This window comes from Streptomyces sp. NPDC014734, assembly GCF_043083325.1.
Classification (GTDB): Bacteria; Actinomycetota; Actinomycetes; order Streptomycetales; family Streptomycetaceae; genus Streptomyces.
The window spans coordinates 237,442-258,712 of the sequence record NZ_JBIBYN010000003.1; the positions used below are offsets into that span (position 1 = coordinate 237,442).

A 21,271-nucleotide genomic window follows, 5' to 3' on the forward strand; every position below is an offset into this window, starting at 1 on the left:
GGTGCAGGGAGTCCCCTGCGACCGGCAGGGCCGCAGGCGCAGACGGCACCGACGACGCGGCGCCCAGTCGCAGCCCCGCCATTCCGCCACCCCGCCCCTCGAAGCCTCGAAGCCTCGAAGGATCACTTCGGAAACAGACCGGTGAACCGAGGTCCGACGGTCGTCGGCGGTCATTGCGCGCATGACCGCCCGGCCGCGCAGGAACCCGGCTTCCCTCGTCAGAGCCTGGGACGGCGGGCCGCCGAGATCAGTCCGCCGGGCCGCTCCTCGCGCTCCGGCGGGGTACTGACCGGACGGCCGTAGGCGGCGGCTCGCTCGCGCAGGGTGTGGCTGTGGGCCACCCAGCCGTGCCCGGCCAGCCAGCCCACCGGGTCGTCGGGCATCTCCGAGAGCCACATGGACGCCGCCGATCCCGGCGCGGCGTCCGCGCCGAAGCGATCGATCACGCCACGCGAGCCGAGTGTCAGCCCCATCCGGCTGCCTGCCGCCGACAGCGTGCCGATCCGGGCCAGCAACAGCTCCACCGCGTCCTGCGGCAGATAGATCAGTAGTCCTTCGGCGATCCACACGGTCGGCACGGCCGGGTCGTGCCCTGCGGCGACCAGCGCGCCCGGCCAGTCCTCACGCAGATCCACCGCGACGGTGATCCGCTCGCAGCGTGCGACGGCCCGCTCCCGGCGCAGCACCGAAGCCTTGAAGTCCAGCGGCGCGCCGGTGTCGACCTCGAACAGCCGGGTGCCCTCGGGCCAGTCCGTCCGGAAGGCCCTGCTGTCCATGCCCGCCCCGAGCAGCACGACCTGCCGAATCCCGGACGCGGAGGCCTGCTGCAACAGGTCGTCGAGGAACTTCGTCCTGATGACGATGGAGTACGACACGGCCGCCCGGCGGCGTCGCGCGGCCTCGTCATCGGGCAACGGCGGCGAGGAGGGCCACAGCCCGCCGGCGGTGGCGAATGCCTGTGCCAGCGGGTCGCGAAACAGCGCGTCCTCCCGCTCGGTCTCCAGCGCACGCACCCTGGCCACCCCCACCGCCGTGGACCAGACTCCCGACGGCCGCACCCGTTCCCGCTCATCAGTCACCGGGCCAGCCTAGGCCGTGCGCGGCCGGCCATTCATGCGCGCACTGAACGCCTACGACCAAGGGAACCGCCATCGGGCGAAGAGCAGTGTTCGCTCCGGAACCGGGGCCGCGGGGTTCGACGCCGTCCCCCGTACGGTCCACGGCGGTCGCCGTCGTCCTGCTCATCCGGAAGCGTGGCAGGGGCAGTGGCAGCGGCGGGCACGAGGAACAGCCGGACGGGCCGCACCGGGAGGGAGAACACCATGGCCGAGTCCGACGCCGGGGCCGGGGCGGCCGAGCCGGGTATCGCCGCAGGCAACGCCGCGGTGCACGAACGTTTCCCCTTCGATGACGCCCAGGACTTCGAGGACGCCGGGCGGGGCTTCGTCGGCACGTCTCGGGACGGCGCGGTACGCGACGGCGACGGCAGCAGCGTGTGGGACTTCGAAACGTACGACTTCCTCCGGCGCGAGTGCCCCGCCACCGCCAACCCCAGCCTGTGGCGGCAGAGCCGGCTGGCGGCCCGGCACGGCCTGTACGAGGTGACCGGAGGCATCTACCAGATCCGGGGCTTCGACCTGTCGAACATGACCCTCGTCGAGGGCGACACCGGTGTCTTCGTGATCGACCCCCTCATCAGTACGGAGACGGCCGCGGCGGGACTCGCGCTGTACCGCCGTCATCGCGGGGAGCGGCCGGTGACCGGCGTGCTGTACACACACAGCCACGTCGACCACTTCGGCGGCGTCCGCGGGGTGATCGGTCAGGAGGACGTCGACGGCGGGACCCCGGTCATCGCCCCCGAGGGCTTCCTGGAGCACGCGGTCAGCGAGAACGTCTACGCCGGAACGGCCATGGCCCGCCGCTCCGCCTACATGTACGGAGCCGCGCTGCCCACCGGGGAACGCGGACAGATCGGTGCCGGGCTCGGCCAGACCACGTCCACCGGAACCGTCGGACTGATCCCGCCCACCCTTGACGTCACGCGGACCGGGCAGAGCGAGACCGTCGACGGCATCCGGATGGTCTTCCACCTCACCCCCGGCACCGAGGCCCCGGCCGAACTCAACATCCATTTCCCCGACCACTCGGCGCTGTGCACGGCCGAGAACGCCACCCACAACCTGCACAACCTGCTCACCCTGCGCGGCGCCCAGGTCCGCAACCCGCATGTGTGGGCCCATTACCTCACCGAGGCCATCGAGTTGTTCGCCGGCGACGTCGATGTGGTATTCGCCTCCCACCACTGGCCGACCTGGGGACGCGGACGCGTCCTCGCCTTCCTGTCCGAGCAACGGGACCTGTACGCCTATCTCCACGACCAGACCCTGCGCATGCTCAACCAGGGGCTGACCCCGCTGGAGATCGCCGAGACCATCCAGGTGCCGCCGGGTCTGGAACGCGCCTGGCACACCCACGGCTACTACGGCTCGATCAGCCACAACACGAAGGCGATCTACCAGCACTACCTGGGCTGGTTCGACGGCAACCCCGCCCACCTGTGGGAACACCCGCCGGTCGAAGCCGCCCTCCGCTACGTCGAATTCATGGGCGGGGCCGACGCCGTCCTGCGCCGGGCCCGCGCCTCCTACGCGGCCGGCGACTTCCGCTGGGTCGTCCAGGTCGTCAACCATGTCCTGTTCGCCGACCCCCACAACGACGCGGCACGCACCTTGCAGGCGGACGCGCTCGAACAGCTCGGCTACGGCAGCGAGAACGGAACCTGGCGCAACTTCTACCTCACCGGCGCCCTGGAACTGCGCGAGGGAACGGTCGGCACCCCGACCGTCACCGCCTCCCCGGACGTCCTGCGCGCCCTGCCCCTGGACCGGTTGTTCGACTCCCTGGCCGTCCGCGTGGACGGGCCCCGCAGCTGGCACGCCGACCTCGCGATCCGCTTCCGCGTACGCGACGCGGACCCGGTCACCCTGCGGCTGCGCAACGGTGTCCTGATCCACACCACCGCAGCCGCACCCGACGGACGCGAGCCCGACACCGAGATCGCTCTGACCGAGTCCGACCTGCGCGCGGTACTCCTCGGCAGCGCCGGTCTCGCGGACCTCGCCGCCCGGGGTCGTGCCGAGATCTCCGGCGAACCCGGCAGGCTCACCGAACTCTTCGGCTACCTCGGTGAGCCCGACACCGACTTCGCGATCGTCACCCCCTGACCGCCGCTCGGCGAGGTCAGGGACGCCAGTCGAAGGGGAAATGCTTGCTGGATCCCCCACGGTATTCGTGGGAGAAGTCGAATCCTTCCGCGTGGTCGCTCTCGACGACGCCCCACGTGGCGATCTGGCCGGGGCCGACCTCGGCGCCCGGAGCATTGATCAGCTGGACGCGGCGGGAGGGATCGGCGGTGGGGCCGGTGAGAGCGGTCGCGCCGACGGAGACCGCGTCGCCGACACGGGCCCGCCAGTACGAGAGGTCCTCGGCGGCGTCGAAGTTGACCGGCGCGTACCGCACCTCGCGCAGTTCACTGATGAGCGAGCCGAACTGGCCCGGCCAGCCGCCGACATGTCCGGCGAATATCTGCTCCAGCGCGTCACGCTGGGCCCGGTCGCCCCTGGCGTCGATGTAGAGCATCACCTTCATCGTGGCGTCCGGGTCGCCGACCCACATGTTCCCGGCGAACTCGCCCAGCGCCACCACGCCCAGGCCGTCCAGGCGCACATCCCCGAAGTGTCCTTCGTGAACCTGCCAGACGAGCGTGAAGAGGCAGTCCCCGTGGGTCGGCGTCTGGGCGAACGTGCAGGGGCAGGGAAGTGCGCAGCTGCACACGTCGAACCACTCACCCCGTAGGTGCCAGTCGGGCAGCGTGCCGTCGTTCGTGCCCGCCCGGACGACGGCGGGGGCGCTTTGCGGTGAGACGGAAGTGGTGCACATGGCCGTTTCCTCCCAGATCACGGATACCCCTAGGGGGTATGACACGAGGAGACTACGGCCCGGCACACCTCAGGTCAACTACCCCATGGGGGTATCTGATCGGCCGGTGCGTCGCCGACCGCGGAGCCCCGGGCGGTCGCGCGCCCGCCCCGCCAGGAGGATGCGTCACCACCCGGCCCCGACAGGCCGAACGGGCGCGGGCGCGGGTGAGGTGCGGCCACGGGTGACGACGGCGGTGCGGGGGCTGTTACCTGTCTCGGCGACGGAACGTCGCGCGGTACTCCCCCGGCCGCCGCCCCGTGTGTCTGGTGAAGATGCCGGTGAACGCCCCGGGGTCGAGGTATCCGACATCGGCGGCGATGCCCGCGACGGTCTTGTCGGTCGTCTCCAGCAGGTGTCTGGCGCGACGCACCCGGACCGCCTGCAGGTACGCGAGTGGTGTCTCACCGGCTTCGTCGCGGAAGCGACGGAGCATGGTTCGCGTGCTCACGTGGAACTTCCGGGCGAGGGCGGGCAGGTCGTAACGGGCACTGAGGTTCTGGTCGAGCCACCGCTTGACGCCGAGCGAGAAGTCCCCGCCCGCGGTGGGTACGAGCCGCGAGTCGACGTAGGGAGCCTGCGTGGAACGTGCGTCGTCGACAAGCGCGATGCGCGCGGTGCCGCGGGCGACTCGGGGGCCGTCGTGCTCGCGGATGAACTGCAGCGCGAAGTCGTACATGGCACTGAAGGCCGCTGTGGTCGTCACCCCCCGGTCGGTCACGACCAGGCTCTCCGGGCGCAGGCGCACGTCGGCGTACCTGCGGGCGAACCGGTCCGCGAACAGCCAGGACGTGGTCGCCTCGCATCCGGCGAGCAGTCCGGCCTCGGCGACCAGGAAGGCGCCCACGCAGATCGACACGACAGCGGTCCCGGAGGCCGCCTGCGACCGGATCGACGCCACTTCCGGTCCCAGGTGTGCGAGTGTCGCGTCGAGATCGAGCGTGGGCGAGAGCTCGAAGCCCGGCACGATCAGGACGTCCACCGGGCGAACCGCCGAGACGTCGAGGACCGAGCCACCGGACGCGACCACCCGACGCCGCGGCGAGATGACCGACACCTCGTGAGCCGCCCGGACCGACCCGTGCACCGAGGCGACGTGGGTGGCCATCGTCAGGAGGTCGGGGACTCCGAAGACCTCCGACGCGAAGCAGCCGGGGTAGGCCAGCACACCCACTCGCAACGGACTCATACGGCCCCTCCAGCACCTTGACCGGATGGCGATATTAGCGGGATACATGGCGATGCCGCCGCTTCCCGGGAGGACGGCCGCTCGTCATCATCTCGGTCATGACAATCATGCGAGGACAGAACGACCCCCTGGACGACTTCTCACGGAGGGTCGTCGGCGTCGATGACGTCGACAAGACCGTCCATGTCTCCGGAGCCGGACCGGCGGTCATCCTCATGCCCGAGATGCCGGGTATCAGTCCTGACGTCGCCCGGTTCGCCCGTTGGGTCCGCGATGCCGGGTTCTCCGTGTACCTGCCCTCGCTCTTCGGTGTCGACGGTGCCTATCCGCTCGCCGAGGCGCAGGAGACCGTCGTTCGACGCGCGTGTGTCAGCGCCGAGTTCCGAGCGTTCGCCGGTGGAGGCACCAGTCCCGTCGTCGCATGGCTGCGCGGCCTCGCCCGGCAGGCGCACGCCGAGCGAGGCGGGCCCGGCGTCGGCGCCGTCGGTCTGTGCTTCACCGGCAACTTCGCCCTGACCATGGCGCTCGAACCCGCTGTCATCGCACCGGTGGTGAACCATCCGTCGCTTCCGCTCGACGACGCCGGCGGCCTGGAGATCAGTGACGAGGACGCCGCCGCCGTGGCCGAGCGCGTGGCGCGAGACGGATTGAAGGTTCTCGCCTACCGGTTCGACAACGACAGGTGGTGCACCGGTAGGCGGTTCGCTGCCTACCGGGCACTGCTCGGGGACGCGTTCGACGGCCGCGTGCTCAAGTCCGAGACGGCGAACACGGAGCCACCGCCCTTCTTCCGTGACGTCGTCGGTTGCGCCCACAGCGTCGTCACGGCGCACCTCGTCGACGAGGACGGTCACCCCACCGTGCGGGCCCGCGACGAAATCATCGCCTTCCTGGCCGAACGGCTCGGGGCACGGCAGGCGCGGCAGGAATGATCCCTGCGCGGCCCGCCACCGGATCTGCCGGCCGGAGCCGGCACCGACGGTGGTGAAGGGCCGGTGGGGCCCGGCAGGGCTCGGTCGGCAGGTGCGGCGCGTCCCCTCCCCCGCCCGGGCCGCGAACGCGGCGGGGCCGCCCCGGCCTCGTCCGGTTCGTGGCCGCGCCCCGGGACGGGCCTTTCCCACCGGAGAGGTCCGGCCGTCTCACCGCACGGAGGTCCTCGCGACGGTACCCGGAGGCACCTGCCCCATAAATCCGACATTGTGGAAGGGGGCCTCACTGCGTCCGGGCGGAACAGTCATGAAGGAACCAGAAATCGACTACATGGCGGTATTCCAGGCCCTTCCGGGGGCGGTGGCTCTCCTGACCCCGCGGCTCTTCTTCGCGGACGTCAACGAGGAATGGCTGCGTGTGATCAACCGCAGCCGCGAGCACGTGATCGGCCGCTACATGCCCGATGACTACGCCGACAGGCCGAGCCATCCCAACGCGGCCGTGGCGCGCAACATCGAAAAGTCACTGCGCCGGGTCGCGAGGACCGGCAGGCCCGAGACCATGGAACTGCAGCGGTTCGATCCGACGGAGACCACCGTCCGCCCCGGGGCGGCGGACGCGCGCTTCTGGAGCATGACCAACATCCCTGTCCCGGGTGCGGACGGACGGGTCGCGCTGCTGCTGCACCGGGTGGAGGAGGTCACCGAGCTGATCCGCGCCCGCGTGGTCGCGTTGAGTCTGCAGGAGGCGATGCTGCCCGCTCCGCGCGCGGCCGGACGCCATCCGGTGGCCGTGCGCTACCGGCCCGCCGTCGGCACGCTGGAGGTGGGGGGCGACTGGTACGACCTGGTGGATATGCCGGGCGACGACCGTCTCGGGGTCGCCGTGGGCGACGTGGTCGGTCACGGACTGTCCGCGGCCAGCGTCATGGGGCAGTTGCGCAGCGCTCTCAGCGCCGCCTCGCGCTCCTGCGGCGGTCCCGCCCGCGCCCTGGAGATCCTGGAGCTGTACGCCCGCTCCGTCGTGGGAGCCGAGAACACCACGGTGGCCAACGCCTTCGTCGACTGGAGCACCCACCGCATCACCTACAGCAGCGCCGGTCACCTGCCGCCGGCCCTGTTGCGGGGTGACGGCACCGTCGAGTTCCTGGACCGGGCCACCGATCCACCCCTCGGCGCCCGCCTTGAACACGGTCCCTGGCCGCAGGCCACGACGCCCTTCGCCGAGGGCGCATTTCTTGTGATGTACACCGACGGTCTGGTCGAACGCCGGAACGAGGACATCGACACCGGCCTTGCCCGGCTCACCGACTCCTTGACCCGCCACTGCGGAGCCGAGGCCGAAACTCTCGCCGATGCCCTGCTGACGGATCTGTTGCCGACGACGGGCATCAGGGATGACACCGCCCTCGTCATCGTGCCTCTTTGACATCCTCTCCGCCCTACTGAGAACTCCCGCCTGCCCGCCGGTGGTCACCGGCCGGCTTCGGGTGGGTTCCTGTTTCACCGCGCTGCGCCGGGACCGGTCCCGGTCCTGCCCGCGCTCCACGGGCTGACGCGGATGATCTCCGTGGAGAGCTGGTGGTGGAACTCGCGCCGCGCACCGGCGGTCCGTGCGTGGGCGCGGGCAACCTTGATCCGGGCCTCTGCCCGGTTCTTCGGTCCCCTCGTCCTCCGGCTGAGATCCCGCTGAGTCTTCTCCAGCTTCTTCTCGGCCCGGCGCAGGAAGCGGGGACTGTCGGCCTTCGTGCCGTTCGAGAGGATCGCGAAGTGTGCCGGGCCCAGGCCGATGCCGACCGTGCTGCCCGTGGCGGCCGGCGTCTCGGGCACGGTGGAATCCCCATCCCGGTGTACGCGCGGGTCGTCACGTCATCCGCAACCTGCACGCCCGCTCGGTTCACGTCACGGAATACCGGCGCAAGGCCATGACCGACGCCATGCCTACGCGGGCAACCACCGCCGTCGGAAGGTCATTGCGGGCGTCGGCCGCGAGCGCGCGTCAGTGCGGCGCGATGGGCATCGGGGGCCTTTCGTCACGCTTCGGTGAGGGCATGCGAGCGGAGCTTCCACGAGCTGTTCGTTTACCGGGTGCGAGCATTCGTCCGAGTGGCGTACCGGCCCTCCGGCGGAATTCGGCAGCCGAGGGAAGATCACGCCCCGCGTCCGTGCCGTAATGCGCGATATATGCCGAAGAATGTAGCGTGCTGCACGGCCCCGACCGGTGGCCCAGTCGCGAGGAGCCGGAAATGCTCAAGGGATTCAAGAACTTCCTGATGCGCGGCGATATCATCGTCGTAGCCGTGGGCCTTATTGTCGCACTGGCCTTCAGCACCTTGATCAAAGCGTTCACCGACTCCGTGATCAACCCCATCATCGCGCGTGCTCAGGGCGGCCATTCAGCCGGATTGGGGTGGCAGCTCGGCCAGGAGGGCAACAAGGCCACATATCTTGACATCGGTTCCTTCATCTCGGCGATCATTTACTTCATCATCTTCATGGCCGTCGTCTATTTCCTCATCGTCGTGCCGTACAAGCACTATTCGGCGCGGCGCGGCGTGGTGGCCTTCAAAGAACCGGGACCTGTCAAGATGTGCCCGGCCTGCCTGTCCGAGGACCTGCCGGCGGCCGCTGCGAAATGCCGGTACTGCGGGACGGACCAGCCGCGGACGACCGGATCGTCCCAAGCCTGAGCCGGTCGCCTCTCCGGTATCCGTGCCCATGCTCGGGGAGCGGTCACGGACCGGATGAGCCCGCGGGCCGGAACATCTTCCGGCCCGCACCGCACCAGCAGCAGCACCAGCAGTCGGCGGCCCCGGCCTCGGGGCCGCCGGATCCGTTGCACCGCCATGGGGTGAACAGCGGGGCGATACGCGCTCTGCCGGACAGCGGCGGGGACGGCGTACGACGGGCCGTCACGCCGACGGCTTCGACACCTCGGCAAGTTCCGTTCGCTCCGTTTGTTCCTTTTCCTTGCGGGCCAGGATGCTGGGCCACCAGGCCCGGGGACCGATGTCGAGCACCAGCGCCGGGACGAGGAGCGACCGGACCACGAGGGTGTCGAGCAGGACGCCGAAGGCCACGATGAAAGCGACCTGCACCAGGAAGGCGAGGGGGATCACCATCAGAGCCGCGAAGGTGGCGGCGAGCACCACACCGGCCGAGGTGATCACTCCCCCGGTCGTGGTCAGACCGCGCAGCACTCCTTGTCGGCTGCCGTGTGCCAGCGCCTCCTCCCGCACCCGGGACATGAGGAAGATGTTGTAATCCACGCCGAGCGCCACCAGGAACACGAATCCGTACAACGGCACGGAGGCGTCGGTGCCGCTGAAGCCGAGAAGGTGTTCGAAGACGAGGGCCGACACTCCCAGCGTCGCCAGGAAGTTCAGTGCGACGGTCGCCACGAGCAGCACCGGTACGAACAGGGAGCGCAGCAGCAGGACCAGGATGAGCAGGATGATGCCGAGGACGACGGGCACGATGAGCGTGCGGTCCCGGGCGGCCGTGTGCTGGGTGTCGTACTGCTGAGCCGTGTAGCCGCCGACCAGCGCGTCGGCGCCCGGCACCGCGTGCAGGTTCGCGCGCAGCCGCTGCACGGTCTCCTTGGCCGCGTCGCTGTCCGCCGCGGCCTTGAGGGTGGCGTCGATACGGACCCGCCCGTCGACGACCAGGGGTTCGCCGGCGCCCGGACGCCCGGACGCGGAAACCGCGCCGGCCGACGCCACGCCCTCGGTTCCCGTTGCCGCCGCCGTGACCCGGGCGGCGCGGTCGGCGTCGGCGATGATGACGACGGGGTTGCCGGAACCGCCGGGGAAGTGCTCACCGAGCGTCTTCTGGGCGGAGACCGACGGCGCGTCGTTCACGAAGATCTCGTCGAGGGGAACGCCCTTCGCCGACAGGGAGGGGGCGAAGGCCGCGAGGACGCCGAGCACGATCGCGGTCATCACCCAGACGCGGCGCGGCCGGGCGTCGACGGCGGCGGCCGTGCGACGCCACATGCCGTGCCCCTTGCCCGACGTGTCGGACGCCATCGGCCGGGAGGGCCAGTACGCGGTCCTGCCCAGCAGCGCCAGCGCGGCGGGCAGGAAGGTCAGGCTGGAGAGGACCGCGCAGACGATCCCGATGGCGCCGACCGGTCCCAGCGCACGGTTGTTGGTGAGGTCGCTGGCCAGCAGGGCCAGCAGGGCCAGGGCCACGGTGGCCGCGCTCGCGGTGATCGCGCCGAACGACCGGCGCACGGCGGCCATCGCGGCCGATGCACGGTCCTCCCTCAGGGCGAGCTCCTCGCGGAACCTCGCGGCCAGCAGCAGCGCGTAGTCCGTCGCGGCGCCGATGACGAGGATGGAGAGAATCCCCTGAACCTGCCCGTCCACCCGGACCACGTCGTGGTCGGCCAGGACGTAGACGATCCCGCATGCGAGACCCAGCGCGAAGACGGAACCGAGAATGATCAGGAACGGCAGCAGGATGCTCCGGTAGACCAGCAGCAGGATCAGCAGCACGGCGGCCAGCGCCACGCCGAGCAGCAGACCGTCGATGCCGGAGAAGGCGTCGGAGAGATCGGCCCGGCTCGCCGCCGGTCCCGCGATCTGCGCCGTGGTGCCGGGGACGCTTCGAGCGGCCTCGTCCACCTCGTTCAGGACGTCGGGCAGTGAGCGGCCGAGGCCGGGATCCAACTGGACGACGGCCTGCAGTGCCTTCCCGTCCTCGGAGGGAAGGGCCGGTGAGGGGGTGCCGACCACTCCGGGCCGCTCGGCGAGTGCTCCGATCGAGCGGGTGGCCGCGGACCGCTGCGCGTCGGATATCCGGTCACCGCCCGCCGTCCATACGACGATCGCGGGAAGGGTCTCCGACTGGTCGAACGCCTCGCGAGCCCTGAGCACCTTGGTGGACTCCGCGCTCTGGGGCAGGAACGCGGCCTGGTCGTTGGTGGCGACCTCGCCGAGCTTGCCCGCGTACGGCCCGAGCGTGCCGCCGACTCCGAGCCACACGAGCAGCAGGACGAGCGGAACGAGCCATCGAGCCCAGCGCGGTGTGGTTCTCATGGGTAACCCCAAAGCTTCGCGATCAAGTATGTCAACGACAAAGTATCTCAATGATTGAGTAACTCTATACTTGGCGGATGCACGCGCCCCGCAATCCCACACCGCCCCCGCTTCCCGGGAACGACCCCGCGGGGTTGCAGTCCTTCGCGGTTCTCCTGCGGCGGATGAACAGCCAGTTCAACCGCATCACTCATGAGTTCGCCCAGTCCCAGGGGCTGCACCTCACCGACGTACAGGCGCTGATCGCCCTGCTCGACGCCGACCCCGACGAGGGCCCCATGACGCCCGGCCGGCTGCGCCGTCAACTGGATCTCACCTCCGGCGCGGTGACCGCGTGCATCGACCGGCTGGAGAAGGCCGGACACATCCGACGCGTTCGTGCCGCGGACGACCGCCGCGTCGTGCATCTGTACTACGAGGAAGCGGCGAAGGGAATCGCCCGGGACTTCTTCCAGCCCTTGGCTCGCGGCACCGAAACCGCCCGTGCGCGCTTCCGACCCGACGAGCTGATGGTGGTCGCGCGCTTCCTCACCGAGTTGAACCGTGAGCTGGCCATGCTCCGCAGTAGCCCCCCACGGCCCTGAACGCGCGTGCCGCGATCCTGGGGGCACCGCCGAGGCACTCCGGCCGCCCCGCGGCTCCGGCCACCGGGCCCGGTCCCGAGCAGTCGGAACCTGCCCGGCTCGGACGGTCAGAACCTGCGGTGCACGGAAACGGCGTAGTCCCCGTCGGTGTAAGGAGCCCGGGACCACGTCGCGTATCTGGCTTCCGGAGTGAGTCCCGCCGCACGGCAGTGGGCGTCGTAGTCGTCCAGCGTGTATCCGCGGTCCAGGGAGAACCCCGCAACGAGGCGGCCCCGAGAACGGACGTGGCCCGCCACCCCGGCCACCAGGGCCGGTTCCGTCCCCGGCGGGGTGAATAGGGGGACGTTGCCCGCCATCACCACGACATCGAACGACTGCCCCAGGTCGAGGCCGACCAGGTCCTGCCGGTGCCAGCGGATCTCCGGCGCCAGGCGCCGGGCGGTCGCGATCATCGACTCGTCGACGTCCACGCCGACCACGGCGATCCCGTGGCGGGCCAACTCGATCGCCACCCGGCCGGTGCCGCAGCCCGCGTCGAGGACGGTGGTGGGCTCGAAGGACCGGATCAGCGCGGCTTCCCCATGAACGTCTCCGCCCTCCGCGACGATGCGGTCGAACCGGGCCTGGTACTCGTCACCGTTCCACGTCATGCGATCACCGTGGCACATCCGCCGCTCCGACCGCACCCCGCCATCCGCGGTCCCCGCCATCCGCCCCGTCGTCCTCCGCGTGATCCCGCACCCCGTGTCGTAGCGGACGCCGCCGTGACAGCCGTACATGTCACGAGACGTCTCCTCGAAGACGTCTTCGAGGAACTGCGGGCCCCGTCGCCGCCCGAGGCGGTCGCGCCCGCCGGGTGCGGACCGCTCGTGGCGCCCCGGCGGCTCCCCCGCCCCCGGACACGCCCCTTGCACGGTCCCGGACACACCCCTTGAGCAGTCCCGGACATACCGCTTGAGCTGGGATCGACGCAGTTCAACGACGCTCCTCCGAAACGGAGTTGCTGAAACAGGATCCGGACATCCACAGGATCATTTCAGGACCGCGTCGGCCCTAGTGTCATCGATGTCAGCAGGAACACCGCAACCGACAGCTGTTGGAGATCACGATGCGTTCGCGTCTCGCCGCCCGTTCCGCCCGACTCGTCCTGGCCGCCGCGGCCGTGACGGCACTCGCCGCCACCACCACCGCCTGTGACCCCGACGACCTCGCCGACGCCGGCAGCTCCGCGGCTCCTTCCGCTGTCGCCTCCGCCGACAACGGAGGAAACGACAACTCCTCCGCCGGCAGTTCCTCCACCGGCGGCTCCAAGGCCGGCGGCTCCAAGGCCGGCGGCTCCACCGGCAAGACCGATTCCGGCGACGGCGGGAAGAGCGGCTACGGGCAGTCCTGCGGCACCAACGACCTGGACTTCACGGTCACCTCGGAGTCCCAGGCCGGCGGCTACTACCTCGTCACCGCCAAGGCCAAGTCCGGGATCACCTGCTACCTGGACATCAACACCCCGAGCGTGTCCTTCGGCTCCGGCGCCGACGGTGTCGCCTCACCCGTCGGGCAGGGGGGCGAGAACCCCATCAAGCTCACCGGCTCCGCCGTCGCGTACACCGGCATCAACCCCAAGACCACCGACAACGATGGCGGCAAGGAGTTCGAGAACGTCATCATCGCCATCGCCGAGGACGACCCCAACCCCGCCGAACTCAAGCTCCCCGAAGCCGCCGACGTCGACAAGCCCATCGTCACCAACTGGGCCACCAACCGCGCCGAGGCCATTCCCGTCATCGTCTGAAAGCCGAACGGGGCCGTCGCGGTACACCGGCCCTGTCGGGACGGGAGCCGGCAGGGGGTCGAGAGCTGCGGTGACCCACAGGCGGGCCGGCTCCGCGTCGAGGAACTCGACGGCCTCACCGTTGCGTCCGACACGGATCACCGCCCCGGGACGAGCCGGAGTGACGACGCGGTCCGAGAGCGGTGATCTCGACGCCGTCCGGTGCTTCGTCCAGCGAGATCACCAGCATGATCGCCCTGCCGAGACCTCCGCTCACCATCGGGAGCACCGCCCCGTCGTCCTCGGTCAGGACGGTCGCCCGCTCCTGCTCCCCAGCTCGTAATATCGTGGGCGTTTCGTCATCGGACGCCGATGGATGCCTTGTCGCATCCGGCGCCCGTCGCCCGCAACGTCCGCCGCACGGCGATGGTGTCGGGTATCGAGCAGTCGAGGAGAGGAACGTTCATGCGTGCTCGGAGCATAGGCGCAGCCGCCGCAACAGCATTGGCCCTGGTGGCTGCCCGCGACCTCGTCCAGAAGAAGCACGCACTGCTCAGAAACTTCCCCGTGATCGGGCATGCCCGGTACCTGTTGGAAGCGATCGGGCCGGAGCTGCGGCAATACGTCGTGACCTCCAACGAGGAGGAGCGCCCGTTCAGCCGTGACCAGCGCACCTGGATCTACGCGTCGGCGAAGGAGGAGAACAACTACTTCGGGTTCGGAACCGACGTGGACGTCGAGCACGTGCAGGGGCACGCGTACGTGAAGCAGCGCACGTTCGCCGGTACGCTGCCCGACCTGCACGACCCGCAGGCCCCGCTGCCCTCGGCCAAGGTGCTGGGGGGCCCGCGCGGGCGCGCCAAGGCGTTCCGGCCCGCGAGCGTCGTGAACATCTCGGCGATGAGCTTCGGATCGCTGTCCGGCGCGGCCGTCACGGCGCTCAACAAGGGCGCGGCGCTGGCCGGCACGATGCACAACACGGGCGAGGGCGGCCTCTCGCAGTACCACCGCAACGGCGGTGACCTGGTGCTTCAGATCGGAACGTCGTACTTCGGCTGCCGTAACGAGGACGGTACCTTCAGCCTCGACAAGCTCAAGGAAGTGATCGCCGGCGCCCCGGTGAAGGCGCTGGAGATCAAGTTGTCCCAGGGTGCCAAGCCGGGGCTCGGCGGGATGTTGCCGGGGCCGAAGGTGACCCCCGAGATCGCCGAGATCCGCGGCATCCCGGCCGGCAAGGACTGCGCCTCCCCCTCTCGGCACACCGCGTTCCACGACGTCGACTCGATGCTCGACTTCGTGGAGTTGCTCGCCACCGAGACCGGTCTGCCGGTCGGGATCAAGAGCGCCGTGGGGGAGATGAGCTTCTGGCAGGAGCTGGCCACGCTGATGGCGCGTGGTGATCGCGGGGTCGACTTCGTGACCATCGACGGGGGCGAGGGCGGGACCGGGGCGGCTCCCCTGATATTCACCGACTCCGTGTCACTGCCGTTCCGGATGGGTTTCTCCCGCGTGTACGGCACGTTCGCCGAGCTGGGTCTTACCGACGACCTCACCTTCATCGGCTCCGGGAAGCTCGGCCTGCCCGAGAACGCCGCTGTCGCCTTCGCCCTGGGCGTCGACATGATCAATGTCGCCCGTGAGGCGATGCTGTCCATCGGCTGCATCCAGGCGCAGAAATGCCACACCGACAAGTGCCCCACCGGCATCGCCACCCAGGACCCGTGGCTGGTGCGCGGCATCGACGCGCCTTCGAAGGCCACCCGTGCGGCTGTCTATCTGCGCACCCTGCGCAAGGAGCTGCTGAAGGTATCGGGAGCTGTCGGTGTCGCTCACCCGGCGCTCATCACCGCCACCGACATCGAGATCATGAACGGCGACTACGACGCCCGTACTCTGGCCGGCGTCTACGGCTACAAGGACGGCTGGGGCGAACTCGGCCCGGAGCTCGCCCGGGAGATCACCGCACTGCTCACCGCCCGGCCGGTGCCTCCCCAGAAGCCGGTCGGCTGACGCGTCACAAGTTGCCGGCGGGTAGCCGGGGGGTCAGGCAGCCGGATGGCTGGAGTCAGGCGGATCGTCGGGATCGCGCGGAGTCAGTGCGTACGGCGGCGCGTACGGGGCGGCGGTACGCGCAGCGGCGCGTACGGCGGCGCAGCGCCGTCGTGGCGAGCGCGAGAGGGCCGGGCCCGCTCACCGGGGGCTGCCGGGCCCGGTGACCGGGGGCTGCCGTGATCCACAGCGACGACGTGTGGCCCCGGCCCGCCGAAAGCACCGCACCCACCGGCAGCGTTCCGTCCGCGTTACCCGTACGGAACGCCGGGGCACCGACCGCCGACGCGAGGTTGTCGGCGCCCCGGGCCGCGCCCGTGCCCATGACGAAGGACGACACCCGATGACGCTCCCCGCCCCCCTGCATGTGATCAACGAAGGACTGGCATTCCTCCTGGAAGTCGCGGCGCTCGCCGTGCTCGGGGTGTGGGGATGGCGGAGCGCGGAGACCATGACCATGCGTCTTCTCCTCGCTGTGGCCGCCCCTGCGGCGGCGGCCGTCCTGTGGGGGTTGTTCGCCGCCCCGAAAGCCCGGGTACGCGTCCCGTTGGCGGGCGTCCTGACCGTGAAAGTACTGGTCTTCGGTGCCGCAGCGGCTGCCCTGTATGCCATTGGTCATCACGGTGCTGCCACCGTCTTCGCCGTCGTGACGGCGGCGAACACCGTCCTGGCGACCCTGGACCGGCACGCCGCGATGCACCGGAAGGCCTGACCGGTCCGGCGGCTGGTCCCTGTTCCGGCGCTCCCCCGGGAACGGACCTCGGCCGATTGCCGTCGACGTCCCACCGACCCGCCCCCTCAGGACGGGAACGCATGAGCGCACCACGCATCGGCAGGGCCCCGATTTCAGCCCGTAGGCCCTGCCAGGGCCTTGAACGCCGGGCGCAGCAGGGCGGCGATGCGGTCGGCCGGGGTGCCGCGAAGAGCGGCCAGACCGAGGAACTGGTGGCCGATGGTGACGCCCAGCAGGGCGGTGACGAACAGCGCGGCACGCAGCTCGGGGTCCTCGGCCGCGGGCAGGGCGGCGCTGACGCTGTCGATCTGCCGATCGAGGGTGACACGGACGTGATCGGCCGCTGTCGGGTCGGTGAGCATGGAGCGCATCATCGCCAGCGTGCCCTCGGGAAGGCCACCGAGCTTGAGGCCGAGCGTGTCCAGCAGCTGATCGACGAGCGCATCGGTGTCCGTGGTCGCCGACAGTGCGGGAAACGCCTGCACGGCTTGGGCGAAAAGCTCGCGCTTCGAGCCGAAGTACTGCATGACGAGAGCCGGGTCGACGCTCGCCGCGGTCGCCACGGCGCGGATGGTGGTGCGTTCGAACCCCTTCTCGGCGAACAGCTCCCGGGCGCTGTCGAGGATGCGTGCCTCGGTCGCTCGGCGGCGTTCGGCGCGGGACTGGCGAGAAGTGGACACCGATTCACTCTACAGCCGTTGACCGAACTTTCGGCCGGCCCTACGGTACGTGGATCAACAAGCGTTGAGTGAATGGAGGCCTCAGTGCCGCATGTGGATACCCCTGCCGTTCGCACCCCTCGCGAGGTGCTCAACCGCTACTACCGGGCCATGCTCGACAAGTCCCCGGACGATCTCGCCGATCTCTATGCCATGGACGCGGTGCACGAGTTCCCGTTCACCTCTCTCGGATTCCCTCCGCGCTACGAGGGACGCGAGGCAGTACGCGCGGGATACCGGGCGGCCTGGGGCACGAGCCCCGTCCAGGTGCAGGAGGTCAGAAGGGTCTCGGCCTACGAGACCGCCGATCCGGGAGTGATCGTCGCCGAGCATGTCGTGGTGGGAACTCTGCCGACCAGACGCACCAGCTTCACCGTCCCCGGTCTGCTGATACTCCACGTCCGCGGCGGACTGATCACGCGGGCCCGCGACTACATGGACAGCTCGGGAGTCGCCCGCGCCAGGGGATGAGAGCCGGGCCGAAAGGGGCGGGCCGCCTCCCCCGGAGACCCCGGATTCCGCGGGCCCCGGGTCGGCCTCGTCTCGGCCGAGGCGGCGAAGCTCGTGAGCGGTACGGTTCTACGCTTCAGGCATGGAGTTCCGAGGTGATCGTGAAGACCTGGCCGACGCGGTACGGGCAGTGCTCGAACGAGGTTGTCCCGGTTCGCGGGCGACGCTCCTGGGGTCACTCGCGACGGGCAAGGCGGACGCCTACAGCGATATCGACATCGAGTGGGTCGTTCCCGACGATCGGTTCGCCGCCTGCCTGGCTCAGGTCGGAGCGCTTCTGCGCCTGGTCCACCCGGTGGCGGAAGTACGCGTCGATCCCGACTTCCTTCGTTCCGACCGCCGCCGCCTGTTGTTCGTCCGTTTCGAACAGGTGCCGCTGTTCTGGCGACTCGATTTGTCGGTGCGCGCACGGTCCGTCGCCGACGAGACGGACTACGACGAGGGGAATCCTGCGGCACGGGCCCACGAGGGAGAGTGGTCGCGGCCGGCCAGTGCCCTTGCCAACGCGATCGGCGCCGTGAAAGCCGCGGCGAGGCACCGCAACGGTGACGCCCACGGGCTCGTGGACCGGGGTTTCGCCCGCATCGGCGAGGCCGACTCGGCCACCGGGGCGTGGACCGATGACATCAAGCGCCTGGCCCGGGCTGCAGCCCGTCGCGAACCACGGTTGGCGACGCTGGCACAACGGGTGGCCGCACTGGCGGACGAGCACCTCGGCCACGGCCCGCAACGCTCCGGGTAGCCCGTCGGGAGCCGAGGGGTACCGCCTCGTCGACGGCACCCCTCGGCACCCCTCGGCTCTCGGCGGACCTCGCGGTCGAGCGGTCGAGCGGTCGAGGTATTCCTCACCGGTCGCCGAAGGTCACCTCCTTCGCGTCCTCGGCGTACTCGAAGTTGCCGGTGAAGCCCCAGTTCTTCCAGCCGCCGTCCCCCTTGTTGGTGATGGTTCCGCTGTCGAGGGCGAACACATCGACACCGTCCACCACCGCGAGATGTTCGAGGCCGGACACCCCGGTGAAGGAGAGGTTGTCAAACGATTTCGCCACGATGATGTTCTTGCCGGGGAAACTGCGGCCGTACTCGTCGACCAGCGAGTGGGTCAGCTCGGCGTCGCCGCCCGGCACCTTGCCGGAGTAACCGGTACCGGGGTACGGCCCGCCGTCCGTGTACTTCGGTGACTCGTCGTCGAAGTTGACCGTGCCCGAGCCGGTGGCGGTGGAGTCGGCCTCCAGGTCGGCGGGTTCCGGCTGCTCGAAGGCCACCTCCGATCCGTCGCGGGTGAATTCGCCGTAGAAGGCCCAGTTGATGTACCCGCCGTCGCCGTCGTTGCTGAACTTGCCCTTGTCGAAGACGTAGATGTCGAACACCCCCCGGCCCGAGGCGATGTCGTCCCCGTTCTCGGTGCCGTGGTATTCGTTGGAGTTCAGCCGGTACCTGCCCCGGTGGACGAACGAATCCGGCTCCTCGACCCAGTGCGACGACTGCTCCGCATGCATGGCGACCACGTTGTAGTCGGGGTAGCAGCGACGCATGTCGTTCACGAGCATCCGCACCGCCTGTGTCGAACCCTCGTTGTCCAGCGGGGAATACGTGTCGTAGTACCGGCTCCGATCGGGCGGTTCCTGTCCCTCGATCTGGCAGCCCTCGTCGCCGGGCTTCCAGCCCTCCTTCCGTCTGGGACGCGGCGGCTCCTCGAACGTGACGGTACGGCGGTCCTCGCTGACGTCGAACACACCCTGGAACGCGCGGTTCTTCCATCCGAGGTCGGCGTCGTCCGCCCAGGTGAACTTACCGGTCTTGAACGCGTACACGCGGTACGTGGTACCGCTGATCTCCACTGTCTCGATCAGCGCCGTACCGTCCATCTCCTGCAGATTGCCCTCGTGCGGCTGCGCGATGACGATGTTGTAGTCGGGGAGGCAGTAGGCGAGGTCCGCGAGCGCCAGCTTGACCCGCTTCTCCTTGTTCTTCTCGTTGTCGATCTTGTCGATGACGAGGTTGACCAGCCAGGAGTACCCCCAGGCGGCAGCCTTGCCGAGAACACCGCTGCCCGGAACGGACACCGACGACTGCGATTCCCTCGGCTCGAAACACAGGTCGGGAAGTGCGTTCACCGTCTTGGCGGGGGTCTTGCCGACGGACTTTTTGACGGACTTTCCGACAGGCTCGCCGGCTTCGGCACGGATCAGGGTGCCGGGCCTGACGGGGTCGTCGCCGGAACCGTCCTGCCGGTGGGCACGATTGACATCGTTGTCGTCGAGGCAGCCGCTGCCACCGCTCCCCATCACACCGATGCGGCAGACCTGGTGGCGCGCCAAGCGGGAGATGTCGCCCCCGATGGTCGCGGCGGCGATCGTACCGACCACGACGGCCACGATCCCGAGCAGGGCCAGGTACTCGATCGCTGTCTGCCCCGTGCTCGCGCCCATGCCCAGGCGTATCCGATCACTGCGTCTCACACGTCACCTCGTCATGGATTACTCGCGTCACCGGAGCCGTGTGCTTGCCGGGAATCGAACTGTAACGACGGCCCCCGGACCCACGGGTAGGGTCCGGAGGCCTGTCATCGGGGCCCAGACCGGACAGCGCGCCCCATGGTCAACGGGGCACAGCACGATCGACTGCGCGCCGCACGATCGACGGCCCGGTCGTCGACGGCCCAGTCCCCGAGGGTTTGGTCGTCGACGGTCCGGTCGCCGACGGCGGCGTCATGGCCGGGGCTTGTCCGCGAATATCCACCGGTTGCCCGCCAGCGCGTCGTTCTGCTCGGGCAACGGTCCGCGTCCGTGTTGCCGGGTGAAGTCGAAGGGGGTCCGAACCGATGTGGACCAGCCCTTGTCCGCCAGGTGACCGGCGGAATCGGGCCGCGGCTCCCTGTCGAACAGGTTGAGCAGGTCGATGCCGATCTGGTGTGCCGTCGAGGTGTAGAGCGGACTGTCGCGGTACTCCAGCAGGTCCTTGTCGAGCTTGACCTCGAACGCCAGTGCGCTTCCTCCCGTGCTCAACCGGTCCACCCGGTCGATGAGCTGCGTCTCGGCGGCGGCGGGCAGGTAGAACATCAGCCCCTCGGCCAGCCAGACGCTCGGTGCGGCCGCGTCGAAGCCTGCGTCGGCCAGCGATCCGGCCCAATCGGCGCGCAGATCGACCGCGAGGGGCACGCGCGCCGTCTTCGGGGTGGCCGACAGCCCGTCGAGCACCTTCTGCTTGAACGCCAGCACGCCCGCCTTGTCGATCTCGAAGATCACGCAGCCGGGAGGCCAGTCGAGCCGGAACGCCCGCGAATCCAGCCCCGCGCCGAGCAGGACCACCTGCCGGGCTCCGCCCGTGTGCACCGACCGGAGGAGGAAATCGTCGAGCACCCTCGTCCGCAGACCGAAGTAGCGCGCGAACCGGCCCCACAGCGGATTGGTGTCCCCGTCCGGGACCTGCTGTATACGGACCGGCCAGCCGGCGGACGCCGGTGCGGCGAGCACGAAGTGTTCCGCGTAGACGTCCCGTGCCAGGGTGTCGTGGCGGTGGGTCTCGATCGCCCGTGCCGCGGCGACCAGGAGAGCGGTAAGGCCGACACCTCCCTCCACGCCCTCCGTGCCCTCCACGTCTTCGATGCCCTCCACGTCTTCCACGTCTTCCACGTCTTCCACGCCGGAATTCCGAGACGTTGTATCGACCACGCGTTCTCCCTGGGGTGAGTTGAGACCATGAACAGCGAGAAACGGGAATGACGGATCAACCGCGGACGCACGGCGCCACCGCTCCGGACGCCCCGT

General features: G+C 69.7%; 19 protein-coding genes and 2 pseudogenes. 10 read left to right on the top strand and 11 right to left on the bottom strand.

Features of this window, described 5'->3' with window-relative positions:
- Positions 1 to 218 precede the first annotated feature (218 nt).
- Positions 219 to 1,079, bottom strand: a complete 861-nt coding sequence (locus ACF1CT_RS07540) for a class I SAM-dependent methyltransferase (protein ID WP_391782827.1) — start codon at positions 1,077 to 1,079, stop codon at positions 219 to 221.
- 243 nt (positions 1,080 to 1,322) lie between these two features.
- Here ACF1CT_RS07540 and ACF1CT_RS07545 point away from each other — a divergent pair, with 243 nt between their 5' ends.
- Positions 1,323 to 3,227 (top strand): alkyl/aryl-sulfatase, encoded by a 1,905-nt coding sequence (locus ACF1CT_RS07545; protein ID WP_391782828.1) that lies wholly within the window; start codon positions 1,323 to 1,325, stop codon positions 3,225 to 3,227.
- 16 nt (positions 3,228 to 3,243) lie between these two features.
- On the opposite strand, the gene ACF1CT_RS07550 is transcribed toward ACF1CT_RS07545, so the two are convergent.
- Together ACF1CT_RS07550 and ACF1CT_RS07555 are read right to left on the bottom strand one after the other, a co-directional pair.
- Positions 3,244 to 3,942, bottom strand: a complete 699-nt coding sequence (locus ACF1CT_RS07550) for a DUF1326 domain-containing protein (RefSeq protein WP_391782829.1) — start codon at positions 3,940 to 3,942, stop codon at positions 3,244 to 3,246.
- A gap of 247 nt (positions 3,943 to 4,189) precedes the next feature.
- Positions 4,190 to 5,170 carry a GlxA family transcriptional regulator gene (locus ACF1CT_RS07555; protein WP_391782830.1) on the bottom strand — a complete coding sequence of 327 codons (981 nt, stop codon included), beginning with the start codon at positions 5,168 to 5,170 and terminating at the stop codon, positions 4,190 to 4,192.
- A gap of 98 nt (positions 5,171 to 5,268) precedes the next feature.
- On the opposite strand from ACF1CT_RS07555, the gene ACF1CT_RS07560 reads away from it, so the two are divergent.
- A complete protein-coding gene (locus tag ACF1CT_RS07560) occupies positions 5,269 to 6,102 on the top strand; it encodes a dienelactone hydrolase family protein (protein ID WP_391782831.1) in 834 nt (277 codons plus the stop codon).
- A 304-nt stretch (positions 6,103 to 6,406) separates the two neighbouring features.
- Complete coding sequence (locus ACF1CT_RS07565; RefSeq protein ID WP_391782832.1) at positions 6,407 to 7,528, top strand: PP2C family protein-serine/threonine phosphatase; 1,122 nt, start codon at positions 6,407 to 6,409, stop codon at positions 7,526 to 7,528.
- Between the two features lie 128 nt (positions 7,529 to 7,656).
- Here ACF1CT_RS07565 and ACF1CT_RS07570 read toward each other — a convergent pair.
- Positions 7,657 to 7,899: pseudogene (locus ACF1CT_RS07570) on the bottom strand (transposase); the annotation flags it as partial.
- A 446-nt stretch (positions 7,900 to 8,345) separates the two neighbouring features.
- Here ACF1CT_RS07570 and ACF1CT_RS07575 point away from each other — a divergent pair.
- Positions 8,346 to 8,789, top strand: a complete 444-nt coding sequence (locus ACF1CT_RS07575) for an MscL family protein (protein WP_391782833.1) — start codon at positions 8,346 to 8,348, stop codon at positions 8,787 to 8,789.
- A gap of 222 nt (positions 8,790 to 9,011) precedes the next feature.
- Here the strand turns inward: ACF1CT_RS07575 and ACF1CT_RS07580 are convergent, their stop codons facing one another.
- Entirely contained in the window at positions 9,012 to 11,141 is a 2,130-nt protein-coding gene (locus ACF1CT_RS07580; protein ID WP_391782834.1) for an MMPL family transporter, read from the bottom strand.
- Between the two features lie 77 nt (positions 11,142 to 11,218).
- On the opposite strand from ACF1CT_RS07580, the gene ACF1CT_RS07585 reads away from it, so the two are divergent.
- Positions 11,219 to 11,725 carry a MarR family winged helix-turn-helix transcriptional regulator gene (locus ACF1CT_RS07585; RefSeq protein WP_391782835.1) on the top strand — a complete coding sequence of 169 codons (507 nt, stop codon included), beginning with the start codon at positions 11,219 to 11,221 and terminating at the stop codon, positions 11,723 to 11,725.
- Positions 11,726 to 11,832: 107 nt separating this feature from the next.
- Here the strand turns inward: ACF1CT_RS07585 and ACF1CT_RS07590 are convergent, their stop codons facing one another.
- Positions 11,833 to 12,375, bottom strand: a complete 543-nt coding sequence (locus ACF1CT_RS07590) for a class I SAM-dependent DNA methyltransferase (RefSeq protein ID WP_391782836.1) — start codon at positions 12,373 to 12,375, stop codon at positions 11,833 to 11,835.
- Between the two features lie 458 nt (positions 12,376 to 12,833).
- On the opposite strand from ACF1CT_RS07590, the gene ACF1CT_RS07595 reads away from it, so the two are divergent.
- Positions 12,834 to 13,514: a DUF4232 domain-containing protein gene (locus ACF1CT_RS07595; RefSeq protein ID WP_391782837.1), complete on the top strand. Its 681-nt coding sequence runs from the start codon at positions 12,834 to 12,836 to the stop codon at positions 13,512 to 13,514.
- A gap of 151 nt (positions 13,515 to 13,665) precedes the next feature.
- Here the strand turns inward: ACF1CT_RS07595 and ACF1CT_RS07600 are convergent.
- A pseudogene (locus ACF1CT_RS07600) lies at positions 13,666 to 13,815 on the bottom strand (LysR family transcriptional regulator); the annotation flags it as partial.
- Between the two features lie 143 nt (positions 13,816 to 13,958).
- On the opposite strand from ACF1CT_RS07600, the gene ACF1CT_RS07605 reads away from it, so the two are divergent.
- Positions 13,959 to 15,503, top strand: coding sequence for an FMN-binding glutamate synthase family protein (locus ACF1CT_RS07605; protein ID WP_391782838.1), 1,545 nt, complete (start codon positions 13,959 to 13,961; stop codon positions 15,501 to 15,503).
- A 55-nt stretch (positions 15,504 to 15,558) separates the two neighbouring features.
- Here the strand turns inward: ACF1CT_RS07605 and ACF1CT_RS07610 are convergent, their stop codons facing one another.
- Positions 15,559 to 15,882 carry a hypothetical protein gene (locus ACF1CT_RS07610; protein WP_391782839.1) on the bottom strand — a complete coding sequence of 108 codons (324 nt, stop codon included), beginning with the start codon at positions 15,880 to 15,882 and terminating at the stop codon, positions 15,559 to 15,561.
- Between the two features lie 3 nt (positions 15,883 to 15,885).
- Between ACF1CT_RS07610 and ACF1CT_RS07615 the strand changes: the two genes are divergently transcribed.
- Entirely contained in the window at positions 15,886 to 16,254 is a 369-nt protein-coding gene (locus tag ACF1CT_RS07615; RefSeq protein ID WP_391782840.1) for a YrdB family protein, read from the top strand.
- A gap of 134 nt (positions 16,255 to 16,388) precedes the next feature.
- Here ACF1CT_RS07615 and ACF1CT_RS07620 read toward each other — a convergent pair whose 3' ends face one another.
- On the bottom strand, positions 16,389 to 16,955 hold the full coding sequence (locus tag ACF1CT_RS07620; RefSeq protein ID WP_391782841.1) for a TetR/AcrR family transcriptional regulator: 567 nt from the start codon (positions 16,953 to 16,955) through the stop codon (positions 16,389 to 16,391).
- 84 nt (positions 16,956 to 17,039) lie between these two features.
- On the opposite strand from ACF1CT_RS07620, the gene ACF1CT_RS07625 reads away from it, so the two are divergent.
- Both ACF1CT_RS07625 and ACF1CT_RS07630 read left to right on the top strand, forming a co-directional pair.
- The gene (locus tag ACF1CT_RS07625; protein WP_391782842.1) at positions 17,040 to 17,465 is read left to right on the top strand and encodes a nuclear transport factor 2 family protein; all 426 of its coding nucleotides are present in this window, start codon (positions 17,040 to 17,042) and stop codon (positions 17,463 to 17,465) included.
- A 121-nt stretch (positions 17,466 to 17,586) separates the two neighbouring features.
- Positions 17,587 to 18,246 carry a hypothetical protein gene (locus ACF1CT_RS07630; RefSeq protein WP_391782843.1) on the top strand — a complete coding sequence of 220 codons (660 nt, stop codon included), beginning with the start codon at positions 17,587 to 17,589 and terminating at the stop codon, positions 18,244 to 18,246.
- Between the two features lie 103 nt (positions 18,247 to 18,349).
- On the opposite strand, the gene ACF1CT_RS07635 is transcribed toward ACF1CT_RS07630, so the two are convergent.
- A complete protein-coding gene (locus tag ACF1CT_RS07635) occupies positions 18,350 to 19,963 on the bottom strand; it encodes a hypothetical protein (protein ID WP_391782844.1) in 1,614 nt (537 codons plus the stop codon).
- A gap of 249 nt (positions 19,964 to 20,212) precedes the next feature.
- Entirely contained in the window at positions 20,213 to 21,175 is a 963-nt protein-coding gene (locus tag ACF1CT_RS07640) for a class I SAM-dependent methyltransferase (protein ID WP_391782845.1), read from the bottom strand.
- Positions 21,176 to 21,271 lie beyond the last annotated feature (96 nt).

Bases quoted from the DNA above. Each gene is read 5' to 3' on its own strand.
- ACF1CT_RS07545 (WP_391782828.1), top strand. From the start codon at position 1,323: ATGGCCGAGTCCGACGCCGGGGCCGGGGCGGCCGAGCCGGGTATCGCC.
- ACF1CT_RS07550 (WP_391782829.1), bottom strand. From the start codon at position 3,942: ATGTGCACCACTTCCGTCTCACCGCAAAGCGCCCCCGCCGTCGTCCGG.
- ACF1CT_RS07555 (WP_391782830.1), bottom strand. From the start codon at position 5,170: ATGAGTCCGTTGCGAGTGGGTGTGCTGGCCTACCCCGGCTGCTTCGCG.
- ACF1CT_RS07560 (WP_391782831.1), top strand. From the start codon at position 5,269: ATGACAATCATGCGAGGACAGAACGACCCCCTGGACGACTTCTCACGG.
- ACF1CT_RS07565 (WP_391782832.1), top strand. From the start codon at position 6,407: ATGAAGGAACCAGAAATCGACTACATGGCGGTATTCCAGGCCCTTCCG.
- ACF1CT_RS07575 (WP_391782833.1), top strand. From the start codon at position 8,346: ATGCTCAAGGGATTCAAGAACTTCCTGATGCGCGGCGATATCATCGTC.
- ACF1CT_RS07580 (WP_391782834.1), bottom strand. From the start codon at position 11,141: ATGAGAACCACACCGCGCTGGGCTCGATGGCTCGTTCCGCTCGTCCTG.
- ACF1CT_RS07585 (WP_391782835.1), top strand. From the start codon at position 11,219: ATGCACGCGCCCCGCAATCCCACACCGCCCCCGCTTCCCGGGAACGAC.
- ACF1CT_RS07590 (WP_391782836.1), bottom strand. From the start codon at position 12,375: ATGACGTGGAACGGTGACGAGTACCAGGCCCGGTTCGACCGCATCGTC.
- ACF1CT_RS07595 (WP_391782837.1), top strand. From the start codon at position 12,834: ATGCGTTCGCGTCTCGCCGCCCGTTCCGCCCGACTCGTCCTGGCCGCC.
- ACF1CT_RS07605 (WP_391782838.1), top strand. From the start codon at position 13,959: ATGCGTGCTCGGAGCATAGGCGCAGCCGCCGCAACAGCATTGGCCCTG.
- ACF1CT_RS07615 (WP_391782840.1), top strand. From the start codon at position 15,886: ATGACGCTCCCCGCCCCCCTGCATGTGATCAACGAAGGACTGGCATTC.
- ACF1CT_RS07630 (WP_391782843.1), top strand. From the start codon at position 17,587: ATGGAGTTCCGAGGTGATCGTGAAGACCTGGCCGACGCGGTACGGGCA.